The organism is Pseudoduganella namucuonensis (assembly GCF_900116645.1).
GTDB classification, from domain to species: domain Bacteria; phylum Pseudomonadota; class Gammaproteobacteria; order Burkholderiales; family Burkholderiaceae_D; genus Rugamonas; species Rugamonas namucuonensis.
This window is the reverse complement of record NZ_FPBO01000032.1, coordinates 24232-43335: the sequence shown is the minus strand read 5'-3', so window position 1 is coordinate 43335 and position 19104 is coordinate 24232. Positions and strand designations below refer to the sequence as shown.

Annotated in this window: 11 protein-coding genes; 9 read left to right on the top strand and 2 right to left on the bottom strand. The window is 65.4% G+C overall.

The window, feature by feature from the left end:
* Positions 1-199 precede the first annotated feature (199 nt).
* A complete protein-coding gene (gene aroG, locus BM436_RS26745) occupies positions 200-1261 on the top strand; it encodes a 3-deoxy-7-phosphoheptulonate synthase AroG (protein ID WP_093558584.1) in 1062 nt (353 codons plus the stop codon).
* 133 nt (positions 1262-1394) lie between these two features.
* Positions 1395-2684: an aspartyl/asparaginyl beta-hydroxylase domain-containing protein gene (locus BM436_RS26740; protein WP_093558583.1), complete on the top strand. Its 1290-nt coding sequence runs from the start codon at positions 1395-1397 to the stop codon at positions 2682-2684.
* A 158-nt stretch (positions 2685-2842) separates the two neighbouring features.
* Here the strand turns inward: BM436_RS26740 and BM436_RS26735 are convergent, their stop codons facing one another.
* Together BM436_RS26735 and BM436_RS26730 are read right to left on the bottom strand one after the other, a co-directional pair.
* Positions 2843-5659, bottom strand: a complete 2817-nt coding sequence (locus tag BM436_RS26735; protein ID WP_229490754.1) for a TonB-dependent receptor domain-containing protein — start codon at positions 5657-5659, stop codon at positions 2843-2845.
* Between the two features lie 597 nt (positions 5660-6256).
* Positions 6257-8908 carry a TonB-dependent receptor gene (locus BM436_RS26730; protein WP_229490753.1) on the bottom strand — a complete coding sequence of 884 codons (2652 nt, stop codon included), beginning with the start codon at positions 8906-8908 and terminating at the stop codon, positions 6257-6259.
* Between the two features lie 533 nt (positions 8909-9441).
* Between BM436_RS26730 and BM436_RS26725 the strand changes: the two genes are divergently transcribed.
* The 7 genes from BM436_RS26725 to BM436_RS26695 all read left to right on the top strand — a co-directional run bounded on the left by BM436_RS26725 (position 9442) and on the right by BM436_RS26695 (position 18812).
* A complete protein-coding gene (locus BM436_RS26725) occupies positions 9442-10380 on the top strand; it encodes an ABC transporter permease (protein ID WP_093558581.1) in 939 nt (312 codons plus the stop codon).
* Positions 10381-10389: 9 nt separating this feature from the next.
* Positions 10390-11508, top strand: a complete 1119-nt coding sequence (locus BM436_RS26720) for an ABC transporter permease (RefSeq protein WP_093558580.1) — start codon at positions 10390-10392, stop codon at positions 11506-11508.
* A 2-nt stretch (positions 11509-11510) separates the two neighbouring features.
* Positions 11511-13223: an ABC transporter ATP-binding protein gene (locus BM436_RS26715; protein WP_371859678.1), complete on the top strand. Its 1713-nt coding sequence runs from the start codon at positions 11511-11513 to the stop codon at positions 13221-13223.
* 12 nt (positions 13224-13235) lie between these two features.
* Positions 13236-14201, top strand: a complete 966-nt coding sequence (locus tag BM436_RS26710) for a VTT domain-containing protein (RefSeq protein ID WP_093558578.1) — start codon at positions 13236-13238, stop codon at positions 14199-14201.
* Between the two features lie 210 nt (positions 14202-14411).
* The gene (locus BM436_RS26705; protein WP_093558628.1) at positions 14412-15443 is read left to right on the top strand and encodes a glucokinase; all 1032 of its coding nucleotides are present in this window, start codon (positions 14412-14414) and stop codon (positions 15441-15443) included.
* A 206-nt stretch (positions 15444-15649) separates the two neighbouring features.
* Positions 15650-16438 (top strand): SMC-Scp complex subunit ScpB, encoded by a 789-nt coding sequence (gene scpB, locus BM436_RS26700; protein ID WP_093558577.1) that lies wholly within the window; start codon positions 15650-15652, stop codon positions 16436-16438.
* Positions 16425-18812, top strand: coding sequence for a pseudouridine synthase (locus tag BM436_RS26695; RefSeq protein ID WP_093558576.1), 2388 nt, complete (start codon positions 16425-16427; stop codon positions 18810-18812). Before scpB ends, BM436_RS26695 begins: the two co-directional genes overlap by 14 nt.
* Positions 18813-19104 lie beyond the last annotated feature (292 nt).

Sequence of the window (19104 nt, the reverse complement as noted above, 5' to 3'; positions counted from 1 at the left end):
CGGATTGCACCATGCAACGCTTCGTTTTCTTTACCGGCCACTTTTACTTTAGCAATTCCAACCCAAAGGCGGTGGAGTAGCGGCCGGTTCACGTAGCAGCAAAGCGAGATCCCAGCAGACCCAGACAAAACCGCCAGCGATGGCGGTTTTTTTTTATCCCAGCTTTTCATTCAGACCATCACAACACCAGGAGAAAGACATGCAACGCACCGACGACTTGCGCATCCGCGAAATGAAGGAACTGGTTCCACCTTCGCACCTGATCCGCGAATTTGCCTGCACCGAGGCGGCCAGCAACACCGCCGCCGAGGCGCGCGTGGCGCTGCACCGCATCCTGCACGGCCAGGACGACCGCCTGATGGTTGTCATCGGCCCCTGCTCCATCCACGATCCGAAGGCGGCGATGGAATACGCGCGCCGCCTGGCGCCGCTGCGCAAGCAACTGGGCGCTGACCTGGAGATCGTGATGCGCGTCTACTTCGAGAAGCCGCGCACCACCGTCGGCTGGAAGGGCATGATCAACGACCCCTACATGGACAACAGCTTCCGCATCAACGACGGCCTGCGCATGGCGCGCGAGTTGCTGCGCGACATCAACGAGCTGGGCCTGCCGGCCGGCACTGAGTACCTGGACGTGATCAGCCCGCAGTACATCGCCGACCTGATCAGCTGGGGCGCGATCGGCGCCCGCACCACCGAATCGCAGGTGCACCGCGAGCTGGCGTCCGGCCTGTCCTGCCCGGTGGGCTTCAAGAACGGCACCGACGGCAACGTCAAGATCGCCGTGGAGGCGATCAAGGCCGCCTCGCAGCCGCACCATTTCCTGTCGGTGACCAAGGGCGGCCACTCGGCCATCGTGTCCACCAACGGCAACGAGGACTGCCACATCATCCTGCGCGGCGGCAAGGCGCCCAACTACGACGCCGCCAGCGTCGAGGAGGCTTGCAAGCAGATCGCCGCCCAGGGCCTGGCCGCGCGCCTGATGATCGACGCCTCGCACGCCAACAGCTCGAAGAAGCCGGAAAACCAGATCCCGGTGTGCGCCGACATCGCCGGCCAGATCGCGGCGGGCGACCAGCGCATCGTCGGCGTGATGGTGGAGTCGCACCTGGTGGCCGGCCGCCAGGACCTGGTGCCGGGCAAGGAACTGACCTACGGCCAGTCCATCACCGACGGCTGCATCGACTGGGACAGCAGCGTGCAAGTGCTGGAGGGCCTGGCCGCCGCCGTGCGCCAGCGCCGCCTGAAGGCCGAGGACTGAGCCCGGGACTGTTGCAATACACCTAGCATTTTTCACTTTCGTCAACTGCGGGCCGGGCGCGCAGGCTAAAATCCAAGCGCAGTCCCGCCCCACAACGGTGGGACGAATATCGACTTGACCACAGGGAACGAAAGTGCAGAAATTGAACGCCCAAGACATCGCCGCGCTGGAACAGGACATCGCGCGCGCCATCCAGGCCGGCCGCCACGACGAGGCCGGAGTGCTATGGTTGCGCATCCTCGACGGCGATCCAGACAACCGCAAGGCGCTCACCGCGCTGAGCCAGCGTTCCTTCCGCGCGGGCGACCTGCTGGCGGCGAAGGCGCTGCTGCAGCGCCTGATCGCGGCCGACGGCGGCGACCAGCAGGAATGGATCAACCTGGCCGTGGTGTGCCAGGGCCTGCGCGACGAGGAGGGCGAGGCGGCGGCGATCCGCGGCGCGCTGTCCATCGATCCCAACGACATGCTGGCGCTGCTGTTGCGCGGCAACCTGCTCGAACGCCAAGGCAAGACCCACGAGGCGGCGCGCGCCTATGGCGCGGCGGCCACCGTGGCGCCGCCGATGGAACAGGTCAACCCGGACCTGCGCCCCATGCTGCGGCAGGCGTTGCAGTACCGCGACCGCTACAACAGCGAGTTCGGCACCTTCATGGACCGGCACCTGTCGGCCTTCTTCAAGGACATGCGGGGCGAGGACCTGGGCCGCTTCCGCGAATCGGTCGACATCATGTTCGGCCGCAAGCAGCGCTACGAATCGCGCCCGGCGCTGTTCCACTTCTCAGGCCTGGCGCCGATCACCTTCTTCGATCGCGGTCTGTTCCCCTGGATCGAGCAGGTCGAGGCGTCCACCGACGCCATCCGCGACGAATTCCTGGCCGTGCTGAAGGCCGACCAGGGCTTCACGCCCTATCTCACCTATCCGGCGGACCTGCCGCACAACCAGTTCGCGCAGCTGAACAACTCGCCGGACTGGAGCGCCTACCACCTGATCGAGAAGGGCGCACGGGTCGAGGCGCACGCCGCGCAGTGTCCGGCCACGATGGCCGCGCTGGCGCTGGCGCCGCAGCCGCGACAGAGCAAGCGCACGCCGACCGCGATGTTCTCGCTGTTGAAACCGAAGACCCGCATCCCGGCGCACACCGGCGTCTCCAACGTGCGGCTGGTGACGCACCTGCCGCTGATCCTGCCGCCGGACTGCGGTTTCCGCGTCGGCAACGACGTGCGCGCGTGGGAAATGGGCAAGGCCTGGGTGTTCGACGACACCATCGAGCACGAGGCCTGGAACGACAGCGACCAGCTGCGCGTGCTGCTGATCTTCGACGTCTGGCATCCGCAGCTGAGCGCGGCGGAGCGCGCCGCCATCACGGCCATGAGCGAGGGCATCGAGGCGTTCGGCGGCATGTCGGGCGGCTTCGAACTCTGAAGCCACTATATATATAGACGAAGGCGCCGCTGGCGCCTTTTTTTTGGTGCCCAAAAAAGGGGTCAGGTTCGGTATTTTTTTAATACCGAACCTGACCCCTTTTTTCGGGCATAAAAAAACGGCACCCGAAGGTGCCGTTCTTGCCGGGTTCTAAAGAATTAGAACTTGGCGGTCATCGTCATGAACAGGCGGCGGCCCAGCGCATCGTAGACCGATGGGTAGGTGTTGCCGTTGCCCTGGCCGGTGGCCAGTTGCGAGGTCAGAGGAGGATCGCGGTCGAACACGTTGTTGATGCCGCCGGACAGCGAGATCTTCTTCGTGATGTTGTACGACGCCGACAGGTCCATGTAGTCGCGCTGGCCCAGTTCACGATCGACAGGGTTCGACGCGCCGCTCAGCAGCGGGTTGCTGCTCAGGTTCTGCAGTTGCACCTTGTCGATGTGACGCCAGGTCACAGCCAGATCCACGTTCCATGGGGTGTTCCAGTTCGCGCGGATCTTGTGACGCCATTTCGGGTTGGGCTGTTCGCACTTGTTCGGACCGTAGTAGCCCACGCAGTCGTACACGCCTTCGCCCTTGATCTCTTCGGTTTCCAGCTTGCGCAGGTAGGTGCCGGCGAAGTTGAAGCCAACCGAGCCGTAGGCGCCGATGCGCTGCACGTAGTTGGCGCCGACGTCGATACCGGTGGTGCCGGTGCTGCCGATGTTCTGCTGGGTGCCGGTGATCTTGGCATCGTCGAACAGCCACAGGGAGCCGGTGCGGTCACGCTTGATCAGCGAGCAGAAGCGCGCGTCGCCGGTGGCCAGGCACTTCGACAGCGAGGTGGCCGGATCGATGATGTCGATGGTGTCTTCCACCTGGATATCGAAGTAGTCGATCGTCACGCTCAGGTTGCGCATCGGGGTCAGCACCACACCGAAGGTCTTCGACTTGGCGGTCTCAGGCTTCAGGTTGGTGTTGCCGCCTTGCAGGTAGTTGTACTGGCCTGCTGGGCTGTCCTGGATGTTGCCGTACTGCGCGGCGGTGACGCCGGTGCGTTGGCAAGCGGCCAGGGACGCGCTCGGGGTGTCGCCGGCGCATGGATCGGCGTCCATGTCGAACAGGTTGTTGCCCTGTGGGGTGTACAGTTCGATCAGGTTAGGCGCGCGCACGGCCTTCTGGTACGAACCGCGGAAACGCACTTCCTTCAGTGGCGCCCAGTCCAGGCCCACGCCGAAGGTGTTGGCCTTGTTGCCGGTGCTGTAGCTGGAGTGACGGTAGGACGCGTTGGCTTCCAGTTTGTCGGCGAACGGCTTGTTCTCGATCAGCGGAATGCGCATCTCGCCGAACACGTCCTTCACCGAGTACTGGCCAACCACGCCGCCGGTCGGGCCGCCCGAACCGGACAGGTCGCCGGCCTGGGTGGCGGCGTCGGTCATCAGTTCCAGTTTTTCCTTGCGGTGTTCCGCGCCGAACGACACGCCCACGCCGCTGCTGTGGCCCGGCACCTTGATGCCGTAGTCGCCCAGGTCGGAGGCGATGGTCGCGCCCTGGATCTGCTGCTCGGTCGAGCCCTTGCGCATGCCGGGGATCTGCAGGTAGGCCAGCATCGCCGGGGTGATCGCGCCCAGCTTGTACACGTTGTACGGTACGCAGGCCGGATCGGAACCGTCGACCACGGAGCGGCAGGTCGCCACGCCGTTGACGTTGACCACGTCCAGGGCGCGCTGTACGCGGGTGCTGGAGAAGTAGTTCGATTCGCTCTGCGAGTAGATCACCTTGGCCGACTGGCCGTAGATGTCGTAGTTCCAGCCGCCGACTTCGCCTTTCACGCCGAACAGTTCGCGGTACGAGCTGTTGCGGTATTCGGACTGGCGGCCGCCGCCTTCGACGTTGCGGCGCAGGATGGACACTTCGGTGGTCGTGGTCGGGGTGATGCCCAGCTGGTCCTTGATGCTTTGCGACAGGAACGGGTTGTCGTTGCGCAGCACGGCCACGCCGTCGAACATGCCGCCCGGGGCGATCTGCGCCACGGTGCGGTCGTCGTGGAAGGAGAAGTCCGAGTACAGGCGGATCTTGTCGTTCACGTCGTAGTGGACGGTGCCGTTGAAGCCATAGCGCTCGGAAGGACGCTGGTAGTGGTTGATCGGGCCGAAGTTGTACTGGTCCAGCGCGTTGTTGAATGGGCGCGCGGTGCCGTTGGCGTCGGCGATCGTCAGGATCTTGCCTTTGGAGATGCCGGCCGATTCCAGGCTGGCGATACGGCCGGTGGCGTTGGTGCCCGAACCGCCGCAAGCGAAGCCGGTGGCGTTGGAGCTGACCGTGCAAGCGGAGAAGTCGCGGTCGGCCTGCAGCAGCGCGTCTTCGTTCTTGTAGCTGAAGAACAGGGTGGCGTTACCCTTGTTGTCGGCGAAGTTGCTACCGACCAGCAGGCTGGCGTCCTTCGACTTGCCGTCGAAGCCCTTGTCGCCCGGCAGTTTGAACTGCGACGGGTTGGTCGCGCCGCGGGTTTCCACCAGCTTGGCGACGCTGCCGCCTTTTTGCGAGTGGTTGAAGCCGCCGATGTTCGCTTCCAGCTGAACGCCCTCGAAGCGGTCGTTCATGATGAAGTTGACCACGCCGGACACGGCGTCGGAACCGTAGACGGCGCCCGCGCCGCCGGTCAGCACCTCGACGCGCTTGATCAGCGGTGCCGGGATCTGGTTCAAGTCGGCCGCCACGTTCGATGGCGAGCCCATCGGCATACGCTTGCCGTTGACCAGCACCAGCGTGCGCTCGGCGCCCAGACCGCGCAGGTTGACGGTCGCGGTACCGGTCGAGCCGTTGACCACGTTGCCGCCCTGGTCGGCGAAGACCTGTGGCAGGTTATTCAGCAGACTTTCGACGTTGCGCACGCCGTCGGTTTTGATGTCTTTCGCACCCAGTACGGTAACTGGGCTGGTGCCTTCGATGTTTGCGGTCGGGATGCGCGAGCCGGTAACTTCCACCTTCTGCATAGGGGCTTCCTGTGCATAGGCTGCCTGCATGCCCAATGCCACGCCGCCGGCGCAGATCAGACGTACGGAACGAGACAACACTGTTTCCATCATCATTTTTTAGAACTCCCAATGTAAAGCTTTTAACAAACGGGTGCTTGCATCCGCGTTGATTTGTTTTTATCCACCTGATGCCTTGTGGGACATCATTGAAAAAACGGCAAAAGTTTTCTCAGGGCTTATGAAATCATCCGCGTACCTTGATGTCAATCTGGAAAATTAAAGCTCTTGAACAACAAGGGTCGTTTTTCACTGGTCGGGGCGGTCCAGGCTTTTTCGCGACTTACGCGAAGAAGGGCCTAAAAGACGGGCAACATCGGTGAATATCAGGTCAAAAGCCCAGTTCGCTTGAAGGCCTGAAAAAGCCTGTAAACAAGGCGCTTCAAGCTTTGTGGCAATTTGTAAATGATGCTTTGGTGGTAATGGAACGTTACTTTTTTACGACAAAAGCGAGTGACCGTCTGTCCCGATCGGCGCCGTTTGCGAAGCGTTAAACGAAGATGCCGCCGGCTTGCGCCGGCGGCATCTTCGGGTTCCACCTAGGCGTCTACAGGGCGCTTAGAAGGAATAGCTGCCGCGCAGGTAGAGCGAGCGGCCGACCGGGTCGGTATAGCGCGGGTCGTAGCCCTTCTGGAACAGCGTGCCCTGGTTGGAGAACGGCGGTTCCTTGTCCAGCAGGTTCTTCACGCCGCCGGTCAGGGACAGGCCCTTGATGCCGGTGTAGGTGGCGGACAGGTTCCACAGGCTGTAGGACGGCACCTCGTTCAGGAACTGGGCCGGGATGTCCAGGTTCTGGTCGGTGTAGCCGGTCTTGAACGACTGCGCCAGCGACGCGCTCCACACGCCCATGCGCCAGCCGATCACCGCGTTGTGCTTCCAGCGGAACACCGGGTTGTTGGCGGCGTAGCGGCCCACGTTCTGGGTGAACGGGCCTTCGCGCTCGTCCTGGTACTCGTATTTGTGGACGTAGGTGCCGTCCAGCGAGAAGGTCAGGTTGCCCCAGGAGGTGGCGCCCGAGCGCAGGGTCAGGCTGACGTCCACGCCGTCGGTGTTGACCTTGCCCAGGTTTTCCTTCAGGTCCAGGATCGCGAACGGCGAACCGTCGGCGTTACGTATGAAACGGTCCTGGTATTTCGCGTAGTTGCCGTAGATCGTCTCTTCCGGCAGCGCGTTGATCTTGTCCTTGAGCTTGATGTTCCAGTAGTCGACCGCCAGGGTCGCCTGTGGGATCGGCTCAAGCACGATGCCGAAGGCGAAGGTCTTCGACTTTTCCGGGCTCAGGTTGGGGTTGCCGCCCTGCAGCTTGAACTGTTGCAGGTCGCAGTCGCGCAGCGGGTTGGTGATCGGGTTGGACGACGGCACGCCGCCCGGGCACAGGATGGGGTCGTTGTACGAGTTGTTGGTGTCGTTTTTCGATTGCGGCGCGTTCTTCTCGAACAGCGTCGGCGCGCGGAAGCCGGTCGAGGCCGAGCCGCGCAGCACTACCTGCTTGCTGGGCTGGTAACGCACGCCCAGTTTCGGGTTGGTGGTGTTGCCGGCGTCGCTGTAATCGTCGAAGCGGGTGGCGAACTGGACTTCCAGGTCCTTGATCAGCGGCAGGTTCACCTCGGCGAACACGGCCTTGATGGTGCGCGAGCCGGAGGTCGATTGCGAGCCGGACAGGCCGGAACTGGCAGCCTGGCTGGCGATGTCGCGGTTGACGAAGAAGTCGGCTTCCTCGCGGCGCAGTTCGCCGCCGACGGCGACGCCCATCTTGCCGCCGGCCAGGTCCATCAGCTCGCGGCTGGCCTTGAAGTCGATGCCGGTGTTGCGGGTTTTGCCGTCCTGCACCTTGCCGCGCAGGGCGACGCTGTCCAGGTAGGCTTTGCCGGCGGCGTCCTGCTTGCCGAACGGGTTCAGGATGCCGTTGGCCACGCCGGCGGCGAAGCCGGAATCCTGCACGTAGCCGCCGGTGAACCACTCGGCCGAGCGGCTTTCCGACAGCGTGAACGCGGTCTTGTAGTCCCACGCGCCCAGCAGGCCCTCGGCGCCGATGCTCAGGCGGTCGGCCGCGCCGATGGAGTTGATCTCGCGCTGGCCGGCCTCGGTCGGACGCCAGTTGACGGACAGCGGCTGGCCGGACAGGCCGGCCATCGCCGGCACGCCGCCCGAGTTGCCCGGGTAGTATTTGCTGGTGCGCGGCAGGGTCAGGCCGGTTTGCGGCGGCGGCGCGGTGTGCGACAGCACGTCGTTCTCGGCGTGCAGGTACTCGATGGTCGCCTGGTGGTCGTTGTTGATCTTGAAGGTGGCCTTGCCGAAGAAGGCGGTCTGTTCCTGCGCGGGCAGGTTGTCGATCAGGCGGGTGTAATCCTGGCGGCAGGTGCCGCCGCCGCCGATCGGCAGCGAGAACGGCGCGTCGCAGCCGGTGGCGCGGCCGGGGTTGCCGGTGATGTTGGAGCCCGGGTCGAAGAAGTTGCCCGGGAAGGTGGTGCCCGAGGTCAGGTTCAGGCCGCGCGACGGGATCACGCCGGTCTTGGAGAATTCGCGCTGCTGCGAGGTCAGGATGTCCAGCTTGTGGTAGTCGAACACGCCCCAGACGTTGAAGCCGTCCTTGTCCAGGTCGCCGAAGCCGGACGAGATGTTGACGCGTTTCTCGTCGGCGCCGACCTTGCGCGGCAGGATCGCCTCGGCGGTGATGGTGGTGCCTTGCACCGAGCGGCGCGTGATGAAGTTGATCACGCCGCCGATCGCGTCGGTGCCGTAGATGGCGGAGGCGCCGTCGCGCAGCACTTCCACGCGTTCCAGGGCCGAGACCGGGATGATGTTCAGGTCGACGGAGGCGCCGTCGTACGGGTGGTTGGCGATGCGGCGGCCATTCAGCAGCACCAGCGTCTTGTCGCCGCCCAGGCCGCGCAGGTCGGCGCTGGCCTGGCCGCCGGTCGGCAGGCCGGAGCTGTTGCCGCCAACGGTGTTGCCGGCGCTGTAGCTCGAGCTGTTCGAGGGAATGCGGTCCAGCACTTCCTGGGCGGTGGTCAAGCCCTGCTTGACGAAATCTTCCGCCTTGAACACGGTCAGCGGGTTGGCCGTTTCGGACACCAGCCGCTTGATCGACGAACCCGTCACTTCCACGCGTTGCATGGGCTGGTCGGCGGTCTGCGCCAGCGCGGTCTGCGCCATCAGACCCAGGCCCAGCAGGCCGCCCGCGCACACCAGGCGGACCGAACGGGACATTACAGTTTCTTTCATCATTGCCAAAACTCCCAAAAAAACTTGCGAACAATTCTTATAGCCAGGGCCAGTTTGAGGCCGGGTAGGCACTGGCCGCGAAGGCATTCTTTCAAGAAATATTATTCTCGAAGCCACTGATGTAACCATCCGGGCGGGAGTGATGTCAATAATGAAATGTTGAATGTGCGTAGATACAACGCACGGTCGTGCGGCACTTTCGCAAAATTGCGTATTGTGTCAGGCATTGAAAAAACAGGCTGATTTCTCACAGCCGTTCCGGGATGGATGACGACTATTTGCGTGGAAATGCGCGTAGATGCACTGGATTTGTTAAATTTTTGCGCCTGAATTTCTGTGGCCTTGCGGCGTGGATTTATCGGTCCGGCGCCCCCGATCGGGCCGATTTGTAACCAAGTTGGTGTGATCGGGTATTGCGCGGGATCAACGGATGAATGCGGCTTGCTGGCGCCAGGTCCAGCCATTAAGATGTCGGCACCCGGAGCCGGCTCTCCGTATTCGAATCGGGGAACCTACGCATGACCGCTTATATATTGCGCCGCCTGTGGCAGATGCTCCCCACCATGCTGGGCGTGGTGCTGCTGGTGTTCCTGCTGTTTAACTGGGTGGGCGGCGACCCGGCCTATATCCTGGCCGGCAAGATGTCCAGCGCCGAGGGCATCGCCAACATCCGCCGCCAGTTGGGCGTGGACCAGCCGTACCACGTGCAGCTGGGTATCTTCCTGAAGCAGATCGTCACCTTCGACTTCGGCCAGAGCTGGGCCACGGGCGAATCGGTGGCGGGCATCATCACCACGCGGCTGGGACCGTCGTTGACGGTGCTGGTGCCGCTGACGGTGCTGGAAACGGCGATCGGCATCGCGCTGGCGCTGGCCATCGCCTTCGTGCGCGGCTCGCTGACCGACCGCGCCGTGATGGTGGCGTGCACGGTGGGCATGTCGATCTCCATCCTGGTCTACATCATCGTGTTCCAGTATGGCTTCGCCTACAAGCTGGGGCTGTTTCCGGTACAGGGCTGGGGCGAGGGCTTCTGGGAGAACCTGCTGCGCTATTCCGCCTTGCCCATCCTGATCGGCCTGGCGGTGTCGATCGCGCCCACGCTGCGGCTGTACCGCAGCTTTGTATTGGACGAGGCGAGCCAGGACTATGTGCGCACCGCGCGCGCCAAGGGGCTCAGCGAGCGCCGCGTGATGTGGGTGCACGTGCTGCGCAACGCGGCCATCCCCATCATCACGCACGTGATGGCCAATTTGCCGGCGCTGCTGATCGGCGCCTTCCTGCTGGAGCGCTTCTTCGGCATCCCGGGCATAGGCCGGGAGGTGATCCTGGCGGTGGAGCGCAGCGATTTCCCGGTGATCAAGGCGATCACCGTGTATGTCGCGGCCGCCACCATGGTCTTCAACCTGCTCACCGACCTGATGTACCAGGCGGTCGATCCGCGCGTGCAACTGAAGTAAGGGATATCGATGCAGACTAGTTTAGCCGCGCCCGGACTGTGGACGCTCGCCTGGCGGCGCATGCGCGCGGACCGCGTCGCCATGGCGTCGCTGGCGGTGGTGAGCGCCTTCCTGCTGATGCTGGCGCTGTCGGCCAGCGGGCTGGTGGCGGCGGACTGGGAGGAGGAGGTGGGTGTCAACTACGCGCCGCCGTCGTTTACCGCGCAGGCGGGCGCGGCGGCCGATCAACCGCCGGATACCGTAGGGCGGGGTAAGCGCAGCGCAGCCCGCCAGGAACCGCCACCGGCCAATGAATTCGACCCGCTCGCCGACGACATCGCGCAACTGCAAGCGCCCGCCGCCGGCGCGGCCGCCGACGGTGTGCCCGATCCGCTGGCCGCCGACATGGCCGAGCTGCGCGCGTCCCTGGGCCAGGGCGGCGGCCAGGGCGCGGCGCCCGCCGAGCGCCGTCCCACGCTGCCCTTCGGCGGCGACAAGTGGGGCCACGACATCGTCAAGAAAACCATCAAGGGCGCGGAAACCTCCGTCGTCGTGGGCCTGGTGGCCGCGCTGGTGGCGGTGGGGCTGGGCACGCTGTTCGGCGCCGTCTCCGGTTACCACGGCGGCCTGGTCGACGACTTCTTCAACTGGTTCTACAACATCTTCACCTCCATCCCCTCGATCCTGATGATCCTCACGGTGGCGGCCGTGCTGCAGCAAAAAGGCGTGCTGACCATCGTGCTGATCCTCGGCTTGACGGGTTGGACCGGCCCCTACCGCTTGATCCGCGCCGAATACATCAAGCACAAGGCGCGCGAATACGTGATGGCGGCGGACGCCATTGGCGCCTCCCACTGGCGCAAGATGTTCTCCCACATCTTTCCCAACGTCAGCCACGTGGCGCTGGTGCAGCTGTCCATCCTGGTGGTGGGCTTCATCAAGGCCGAGGTCATCCTGAGTTTCCTCGGCTTCGGCGTGCCGGTGGGCGTGGTCAGCTGGGGCTCCATGCTGAACGAGGCGCAGAACGAGCTGATCCTGGGCAAATGGTGGCAGCTGGCCGCCGCCGCCGGCGCGATGGCGGTGCTGGTGACCGCCTTTTCCCTGTTCACCGACGCGCTGCGCGACGCCCTCGACCCGAAAGTGAAATGAGCATGGACGCCATCCTTGAAGTGCGCGACCTGCGCGTCGCCTTCCGGCTCGACAAGAAGACCACCTTCGAGGCGGTCAAGGGGATTTCCTTCACCGTGCCCCGCAACAGCACGGTGGCGCTGGTGGGCGAATCGGGCAGCGGCAAGTCGGTCAGCTCGCTGGCCGTGATGGGCCTGCTGCCGGCGGACAGCACCATTATCGATCCGGCCGGCGCCATCCTGTTCAACGGCCGGGATGTGCTCAAACTGGACGCCGCCCAGCGGCGCGCCATGTGCGGCAAGGACGTCTCGATGATCTTCCAGGAACCGATGTCCTCGCTGAACCCGGTGTTCACGGTCGGTTATCAGATCGGCGAGGTGCTGCGCCAGCACATGGGCATGAACCGGCGGCAGGCGAGGGCGCGCGCGCTGGCGCTGCTGGACGAGGTAGGCATCCCCGACCCGGAGCGCAAGATCGACGCCTATCCCAGCCAGATGTCCGGCGGCCAGCAGCAGCGCGTGATGATCGCGATGGCGATCGCCTGCGAGCCCAAGCTGCTGATCGCGGACGAGCCCACCACCGCGCTGGACGTGACGATCCAGAAACAGATCATGGAATTGATCGCGCGGCTGCAAAGAAAGCACCAGATGTCGGTGCTGTTCATCACGCACGACCTCGGCCTGGTGGGCGAGATCGCCGACCACGTGGTCGTCATGCGCCATGGCGAGGTGCGCGAAAGCGGCGCCGCCGCGCAGGTGCTGGTCCAGCCCGCGGACGCATACACCCGCGCGCTGCTGCACTGCCGGCCGTCGCTGGACCGGCGGCCATGGCGGCTGCCGGTGATCGGCGACTATATGAAGGACGCGGAAGCCGGAGCGCAGACCGGCGGGCAAGCCGGCGCGGACATGCCGCCGGGCCGGCAGCGCGCGCGCGGCAGCTCGCCCGACGACGAGCACGTGCTGGTGGTGGACAAGCTCAGCAAGAGCTTCTACTTCCGCGAGGGCCTGTTCGGCAAGCGCGAATTCCAGGCGATGAAGAACGTGTCCTTCAAGCTGGCGCGCGGCAAGACGCTGGGCGTGGTCGGCGAGTCAGGTTCCGGCAAGACCACCGTGGGCCTGACCCTGCTGCGCCTGCACCAAGCCACCGGCGGCACCGCGCTGTTCGAGGGCAGGGACCTGATCTCCATGCCGGCCCGCGAATACATGGCCTACAAGCGCCGCATCCAGATCATTTTCCAGAACCCGTACGCGTCGCTGAACCCGCGCTTCACGGTGGGGCAGATCCTGCTGGAGCCGATGCGGCTGCACCGCATCGGCGCCGACGACGCCGAGCGCACGCGGGCGGCCCACGCGCTGCTGGAAAAGGTGGGCCTGCCGGCGCAGGCCTTCCACCGCTATCCGCACGAGTTCTCTGGCGGCCAGCGGCAGCGCATCGCGATCGCGCGCTGCTTGACCATGAAACCCGAGATACTGGTGTGCGACGAGTCGGTTTCCGCGCTGGACGTGTCGGTGCAGGCGCAGGTGCTGAACCTGCTGCAGGATTTGCAGGACGAGTTCGGCCTGTCCTACATCTTCATCTCGCACGACTTGTCGGTGGTGAAATACATCGCCGACCAGGTGATGGTCATGCACCAGGGGGAGGTGGTGGAGCTGGCCGACTCGGACGAGTTGTACCGCAATCCGGCGCACCCCTACACCAGGGCGCTGCTGGCGGCGATACCCGGTGAAATCGGATAAGATAGCGTAATCATGGCGAATCTACTTACACTGCTGCAGGAATACGGCGTCTTCATCGTCTTTGCCATAGTCCTGATCGAGCAGATGGGCTTGCCGATTCCCGCCTTCCCGCTGCTGATCGTCTCGGGCGCGCTGGCCGTCACCGGCCAGTTGCACTGGGGCGGCATCCTCGGCGCCGCGCTGCTGGCCTGTTCCATCAGCGACTTCTTCTGGTTCCGCGCGGGCCGCCGCTACGGCCGGCGCATCCTCAAGCTGCTGTGCCGCATCTCCCTGTCGCCCGACTATTGCGTCAGCCAGACCGAGGATAATTTCCGCCGCTGGGGCCCGAAATCGCTGCTGGTGGCCAAGTTCATCCCGGGCTTCAACACCATCGCGCCGCCGATGTCCGGCGCCATGGGCACCAGCTATCCCCGCTTCCTCGGCTTCAGCGTGCCGGGCGGGCTGATCTGGAGCGGCAGCGGCATCGCCATCGGCGCCTATTTCCACCAGAGCATAGACCAGGTGCTGGACATCCTGGCCACCATGGGCGGCACCGCGCTGATGGTGCTGGGCGCCTTGCTGACGCTGTTTGTGCTGTTCAAGTACGTGGAGCGCAAGCGCTTCCAGCGGGCGGTGCAGATGGAGCGCGTCACCGTGGACGAGCTGAGGCAGCTGCTGTCCGAGGGCCACGACCTCGTGATGGTGGACGCGCGCAGCGCCACCGCGCAATCGCTGGACCCGCCGGTTCCCGGCGCGCTGCTGGTGAACGGCGACCCCATGGGCGTGATCGCCGCGCTGCCCAAGGACACGCGCATCATCGTCTATTGCAGTTGCCCCAACGACGTGACCGCCGCGCACGTCGCCAAGCAGATGATGGCCAGCGGCTATACCCACGCCAAGCCGCTGCACGGCGGCCTGGAGGCCTGGAACTCGGCCTTCGCCCACGAACTGCGGCGTCCGCGCGGCGAGGAGGGCACCGTGCCCAGCATGGCGAGCTGACGCCCGTACGCGCCGCGCGCGGCCGCTCAGAAAACCCCGGTCCAGGCCGGGGTTTTTTTGCTTTTGGACGGTAGTCATACTACCTATAAAATCTTGCAACACATTAATTTCTGTAGCACGATCGTGCGATATTGTACTAAAACTACAAACAAGGCTTGCGTCCAAGCCAAGAAATCCGTAAGCTTGAGCCTCAACTTTTTTTTCACGATCATGACAGCCCAGCCTACTTCCCCCCTGATTTCCGGCTTCCCGGGTGGCCCGCGTTTGCTGGCGGACATTGGTGGTACGAACGCGCGTTTCGCGCTGGAGCTTGCGCCTGGTGAAATCGATTTCATCAATGTGCTGGCTTGCGGCGACTACGCCACCATCGCCGACGCGCTGCGCGCCTATCTGGCGCTGCCCGAGGTGGCCGCCGTGGCCGGTGGCGGCATCCGCCACGGCGCGATCGCGATCGCCAACCCCGTCACGGGCGACTGCGTGCGCATGACCAACCACCATTGGGAATTCTCGATCGAGGCGCTGCGCAAGGAGTGCGGGTTCGACGTGCTGGTGGTGGTGAACGACTTCACGGCGCTGGCCAGTTCCCTGCCTTTCCTGTCGGACGAGCAAAAGCGCCAGGTGGGCGGGGGCGTGCCGCAAGCGGGCGCGCCGCTGGGCCTGATCGGCGCCGGCACCGGCCTGGGCGTGTCCGGCCTGATTCCGAACATGCGCGCAGGCAAGGCGGAAGGTTGGACCGCGCTGCTGAGCGAGGGCGGCCACGCCAGTTTCTCGCCGGTCGATCCGCTGGAAGTGGCGATCCTGCAGTACGCCTGGACCGAGTTCGAGCACGTCTCGGCCGAGCGGTTCATGTCCGGCGTCGGCATCGAGCTGATCTATCGCGCGCTGTGCCATCACAAGGGCGTGGCGAGGGAGGAGATCGCCGTGCCGGAAATCGTGCGCCGCGCGCTGGACGGCGAATGCGCGCTGTGCGACGAGGTGGTGGAGGCGTTCTGCCGCATGCTGGGCACCGTCGCCGGCAACCTCGGCGTCACGCTGGGCGCGCAGGGCGGCATTTATATAGGCGGCGGCATCGTCCCGCGCCTGGGCGCCCGTTTCGACCGCTCCGGCTTCCGCGCCCGCTACGAGGCGAAAGGCCGCTTCTCTGGCTACCTGGGCCGCATTCCCACCTATGTCATCACGGCCCAATATCCCGCTTTCGTGGGTGTTTCGGCAATCCTGTCGGAACGACTGCTGTCGGCCTGATCCCGTTTCTGTTGCCGGGACAAAATGTCCCGGCCAGCGTTTTATCAGGTACAATTGCCGCAGTTGGATGAAACGGCTTCATTTTTACGGCTGGTCCGCGCCGGTTTTCGCCCGAAAACATTTCTCCTCTATCCAGTAGTGCTCCTGCCCAGCGCGCATCGGCCCGGGCGCTCTTCTTGCATGTAATTGCAAACACAACTCGCTATATGAATACAGTTGAGGCGAAAAAGGTCCTCGAAACCGCTTTGCTATGCGCGCATGAGCCATTGTCGATACACAGTCTGAAGAAGCTCTTTGTCGAAGTCGACAGCCAGGGCCGGCCACGCAATGACGGCGTGGGCTCGGACACGATCAAGACATTGCTGGAAGAAATAAGGCAGGACTGGACGGAACGCGGCGTCGAGCTGGTGGGCCTGTCCAGCGGGTGGCGGTTCCAGAGCCGGCCCGAAATGAAGCTGTACATGGATCGTTTGCATCCCGAGAAGCCGCCGAAGTATTCGCGGGCCACGCTGGAAACGCTGGCGATCATCGCCTACCGCCAGCCGGTGACGCGCGGCGACATCGAGGAGATCCGCGGCGTGGCCGTGAACTCGCAGACGATCAAGATGCTGGAGGACCGCGGCTGGGTCGACGCGATCGGCTACCGCGACGTGGTGGGACGCCCGGCCTTGCTGGGCACCACCAAGCAGTTTTTGGATGACCTTGGGCTGAACTCGCTGTCCCAGCTGCCGCCACTGCAGCAAATCAGCGATATGCGGGGCGGACCTCCGGATATGGAGGCGCTGGAAGCGGCCCTGCAAGAGAATTTTGAGAAAGCGGCGCAATCTGCCGCGCAACATGCTGGTCAAGGTAGCGAGATGGCTGGGGCGGACGCCGCAATCAGCCCGGATGCCGGCCAAGCAGCTCGCCTCGACGAGGCAACGACTCACGCCGCTGCGCCAGAAATGACGGTTGACGCTGAGCCCAACCAAGAAATGAATAATGAACAAACCTGATACCCAAGAGACTGTCGCCGGCGCCCCTGCCGCGGACGTGGCCGCGAACGCGGTAGCCAAACCCAAGCGCCGCACCAAAGCCCAGATCGAAGCCGATGCCGGCGCGGCCCCCGCGCTGAGCGCGCTGGCGGAGGGCGAGACGCCCAAGCCCAAACGCAAGGCCAAGGCCGCCGCTTCGGCGGACGGCGCCGCCGCTCCAGCCGACAGTTCCGCCGCCGATGCCCCGGCGCCCGTGAAAAAACCGCGCGCCAAGCCGGTCAAGGCCGCCGCCGAAGGCGCCGCCCCCGCGGCCGAGGCGCCAGCCGCGCAGTCCGTCACCGCGGACGCCGCGCCCGCCGCCGCCAAGACCGTCGCGCGCAAGTCCCCGGCAGCCGCGACCCGCAAAGCCGCCGCGCCAGCCGCGGACGCCACGCCAGCCGCGGCGCCGGTTGCAGCCGCCCCCGCCGCCAAGCCGGAGGCGCCGGTCTCCGTGGCCGCCGCTGAAGGCCAAACCGCCGCGCCACGCGCCGCCAAGCCCGCCGACGCGGTCGCCAAGGCCGCCGACGTTGGTGCCGAGGGTCAAGCCCCCGGGCCGCGCGCCGCCAAGCCAGCCGACGCCGCCGACTCCCCAGCCAAGGCGCCCCGCGCCAAGAAAGCCAAGTCCGCCGACGCAACCCCGGCCGGCGACGCGCCAGCCGTCCAACCCGCCGCCACCGTGATCGGCGAAGCCGCCCCGGCGGCCGGCGACCAGGCCGAGCGCGCCGACGGCCGCCGTCCGCGCGGTCCGCGCCAGATGCGTGAGCAGCGCGCCGTGCGCGAGGCGATGCAGCCGCCCCGTCCGGTCGCCGCGCCGGTCGACGCCGCGCCGGCCGCCGAAGCCGGCGCCGCCGCCGAGGGCGACGCGCAAGGCGCGCGCCAGGAGCAGGGCCGCGGCAAGAACAAGAAGAAAAAACCGCAGCAGCCGCGCGTGCCTGGCGCCTTCGGCAACAAGGGCAAGCAGCCGCTCAACGATGCCGACGCCGCCTTCTCCTACGTGACCTCGGACGCCTTCGACAGCGACGAGCCGTCGAAGGGCCGCCAGCCGGCCAAGGCCGTGCGCCGCGACCTGACCTCCGACGACGACGCGCCGAAACTGCACAAGGTGCTGGCCGAGGCCGGCCTTGGCTCGCGCCGCGACATGGAAGACCTGATCATCGCCGGCCGCGTGTCGGTCAATGGCGAGCCGGCCCACATCGGCCAGCGCATCCTGCCGGCCGACGCCGTGCGCATCAATGGCAAGCTGATCCAGCGCAAGGTGAGCAAGAAGCCGCCGCGCGTGCTGGTCTACCACAAGCCGGCCGGCGAGATCGTCAGCCACGACGATCCGGACGGCCGTCCATCCGTGTTCGACCGCCTGCCGACCATGAAGGCCGGCAAATGGCTGGCCATCGGCCGCCTGGACTTCAACACCGAGGGCCTGCTGCTGTTCACCACCTCCGGCGACCTGGCCAACCGCCTGATGCACCCGCGTTACAACATCGACCGCGAGTACGCGGTGCGCACGCTGGGCACGCTGGAAGAGGGCATGCGCCAGAAGCTGCTGGCCGGCGTCGAGCTGGAAGACGGCGTGGCGCAGTTCTCCAAGATCGCCGACGGTGGAGGCGAGGGCATCAACAAGTGGTACCGCGTGGTGATCGGCGAGGGCCGCAACCGCGAGGTGCGCCGCATGTTCGAGGCCGTCGGCCTGACCGTGTCGCGCCTGATCCGCACCCGTTACGGCGCGATGACCCTGCCGAGCGACCTGAAACGCGGCCGCTGGGAAGAGATGGAAGAGAATACCGTGCGCGACCTGCTGGCCGCCTACGGCGTCGAGAAGAAGCAACCCGGCGAGCAGCAGGGCGGCGGCCAGAAGCGTCCGCAAGGCCAGCAGGGCGGTCCGCAGGGCCGTCCGGTCCAGGGCGCTCCGGCGCAGGGCGGCCAGGGCCAGCGCGGCAACCAGAAGTTCAAGCGCGAACGCGAGGACAACGAGCCGAACGGCAACCGCATGGACGTCAGCAACAAGAACGCCGATCCGTTCCCGCAGCAGCCGCGCGGTCCGCGTGGCCAGGGCCAGGGCTCGTACTTCGGCGCCGGCCAAGGCGGCGGCTTCGGCCGTCCGGGTGGCGGTTCGGGACGTCCGGGTTCCGGCCGTCCGGGCGGCCAGGCCGCCGGCGGCGCCGGTGGACCGGGACGCGGCCAAGGCGGCGGTCAGGGTGGACAGGGACAGGGCGGCCCGGGCAAGGGCCCGCGCGGTCCGCGCCAGCCGGACCCGCTGCAAACCACGTTCGGCTTCGCCAACGCCGGCGCCCCGCGCCGCGGCGGCCAGCCGCGTGGCGGCGCGACCGACCACGGCATGCCGCGCCGCCGCAAGGGTTGATTCGCCACCGCCGCGGGCCGAGGGGACAGACCCTCCGCGCCACGCTGCGACCAGGGGCAGAGGACGCGGATCGCGGGTCTGTCCCCGGTTTTAGGTTGGGTATTTCGCGAAAATAGCCGCAATTGAACTGTTGTAAGCCCGTCCGATATGGTATGTGGCATTGCAGCGAAATCAAGTTGCAGTTATAATGGCAAACCAAAGGAAAAGTTATCGCAGTGATTGATGCTGAGACTGCTTTCATCTGGTTGGAAGTACAAGAAGATGGGCAAATGCCCATTTTTTTTTTGGTGAA

Bases quoted from the DNA above. Each gene is read 5' to 3' on its own strand.
- aroG (WP_093558584.1), top strand. From the start codon at position 200: ATGCAACGCACCGACGACTTGCGCATCCGCGAAATGAAGGAACTGGTT.
- BM436_RS26735 (WP_229490754.1), bottom strand. From the start codon at position 5,659: ATGCAGAAGGTGGAAGTTACCGGCTCGCGCATCCCGACCGCAAACATC.
- BM436_RS26730 (WP_229490753.1), bottom strand. From the start codon at position 8,908: ATGTCCCGTTCGGTCCGCCTGGTGTGCGCGGGCGGCCTGCTGGGCCTG.
- BM436_RS26725 (WP_093558581.1), top strand. From the start codon at position 9,442: ATGACCGCTTATATATTGCGCCGCCTGTGGCAGATGCTCCCCACCATG.
- BM436_RS26720 (WP_093558580.1), top strand. From the start codon at position 10,390: ATGCAGACTAGTTTAGCCGCGCCCGGACTGTGGACGCTCGCCTGGCGG.
- BM436_RS26715 (WP_371859678.1), top strand. From the start codon at position 11,511: ATGGACGCCATCCTTGAAGTGCGCGACCTGCGCGTCGCCTTCCGGCTC.
- BM436_RS26710 (WP_093558578.1), top strand. From the start codon at position 13,236: ATGGCGAATCTACTTACACTGCTGCAGGAATACGGCGTCTTCATCGTC.
- BM436_RS26705 (WP_093558628.1), top strand. From the start codon at position 14,412: ATGACAGCCCAGCCTACTTCCCCCCTGATTTCCGGCTTCCCGGGTGGC.
- scpB (WP_093558577.1), top strand. From the start codon at position 15,650: ATGAATACAGTTGAGGCGAAAAAGGTCCTCGAAACCGCTTTGCTATGC.
- BM436_RS26695 (WP_093558576.1), top strand. From the start codon at position 16,425: ATGAACAAACCTGATACCCAAGAGACTGTCGCCGGCGCCCCTGCCGCG.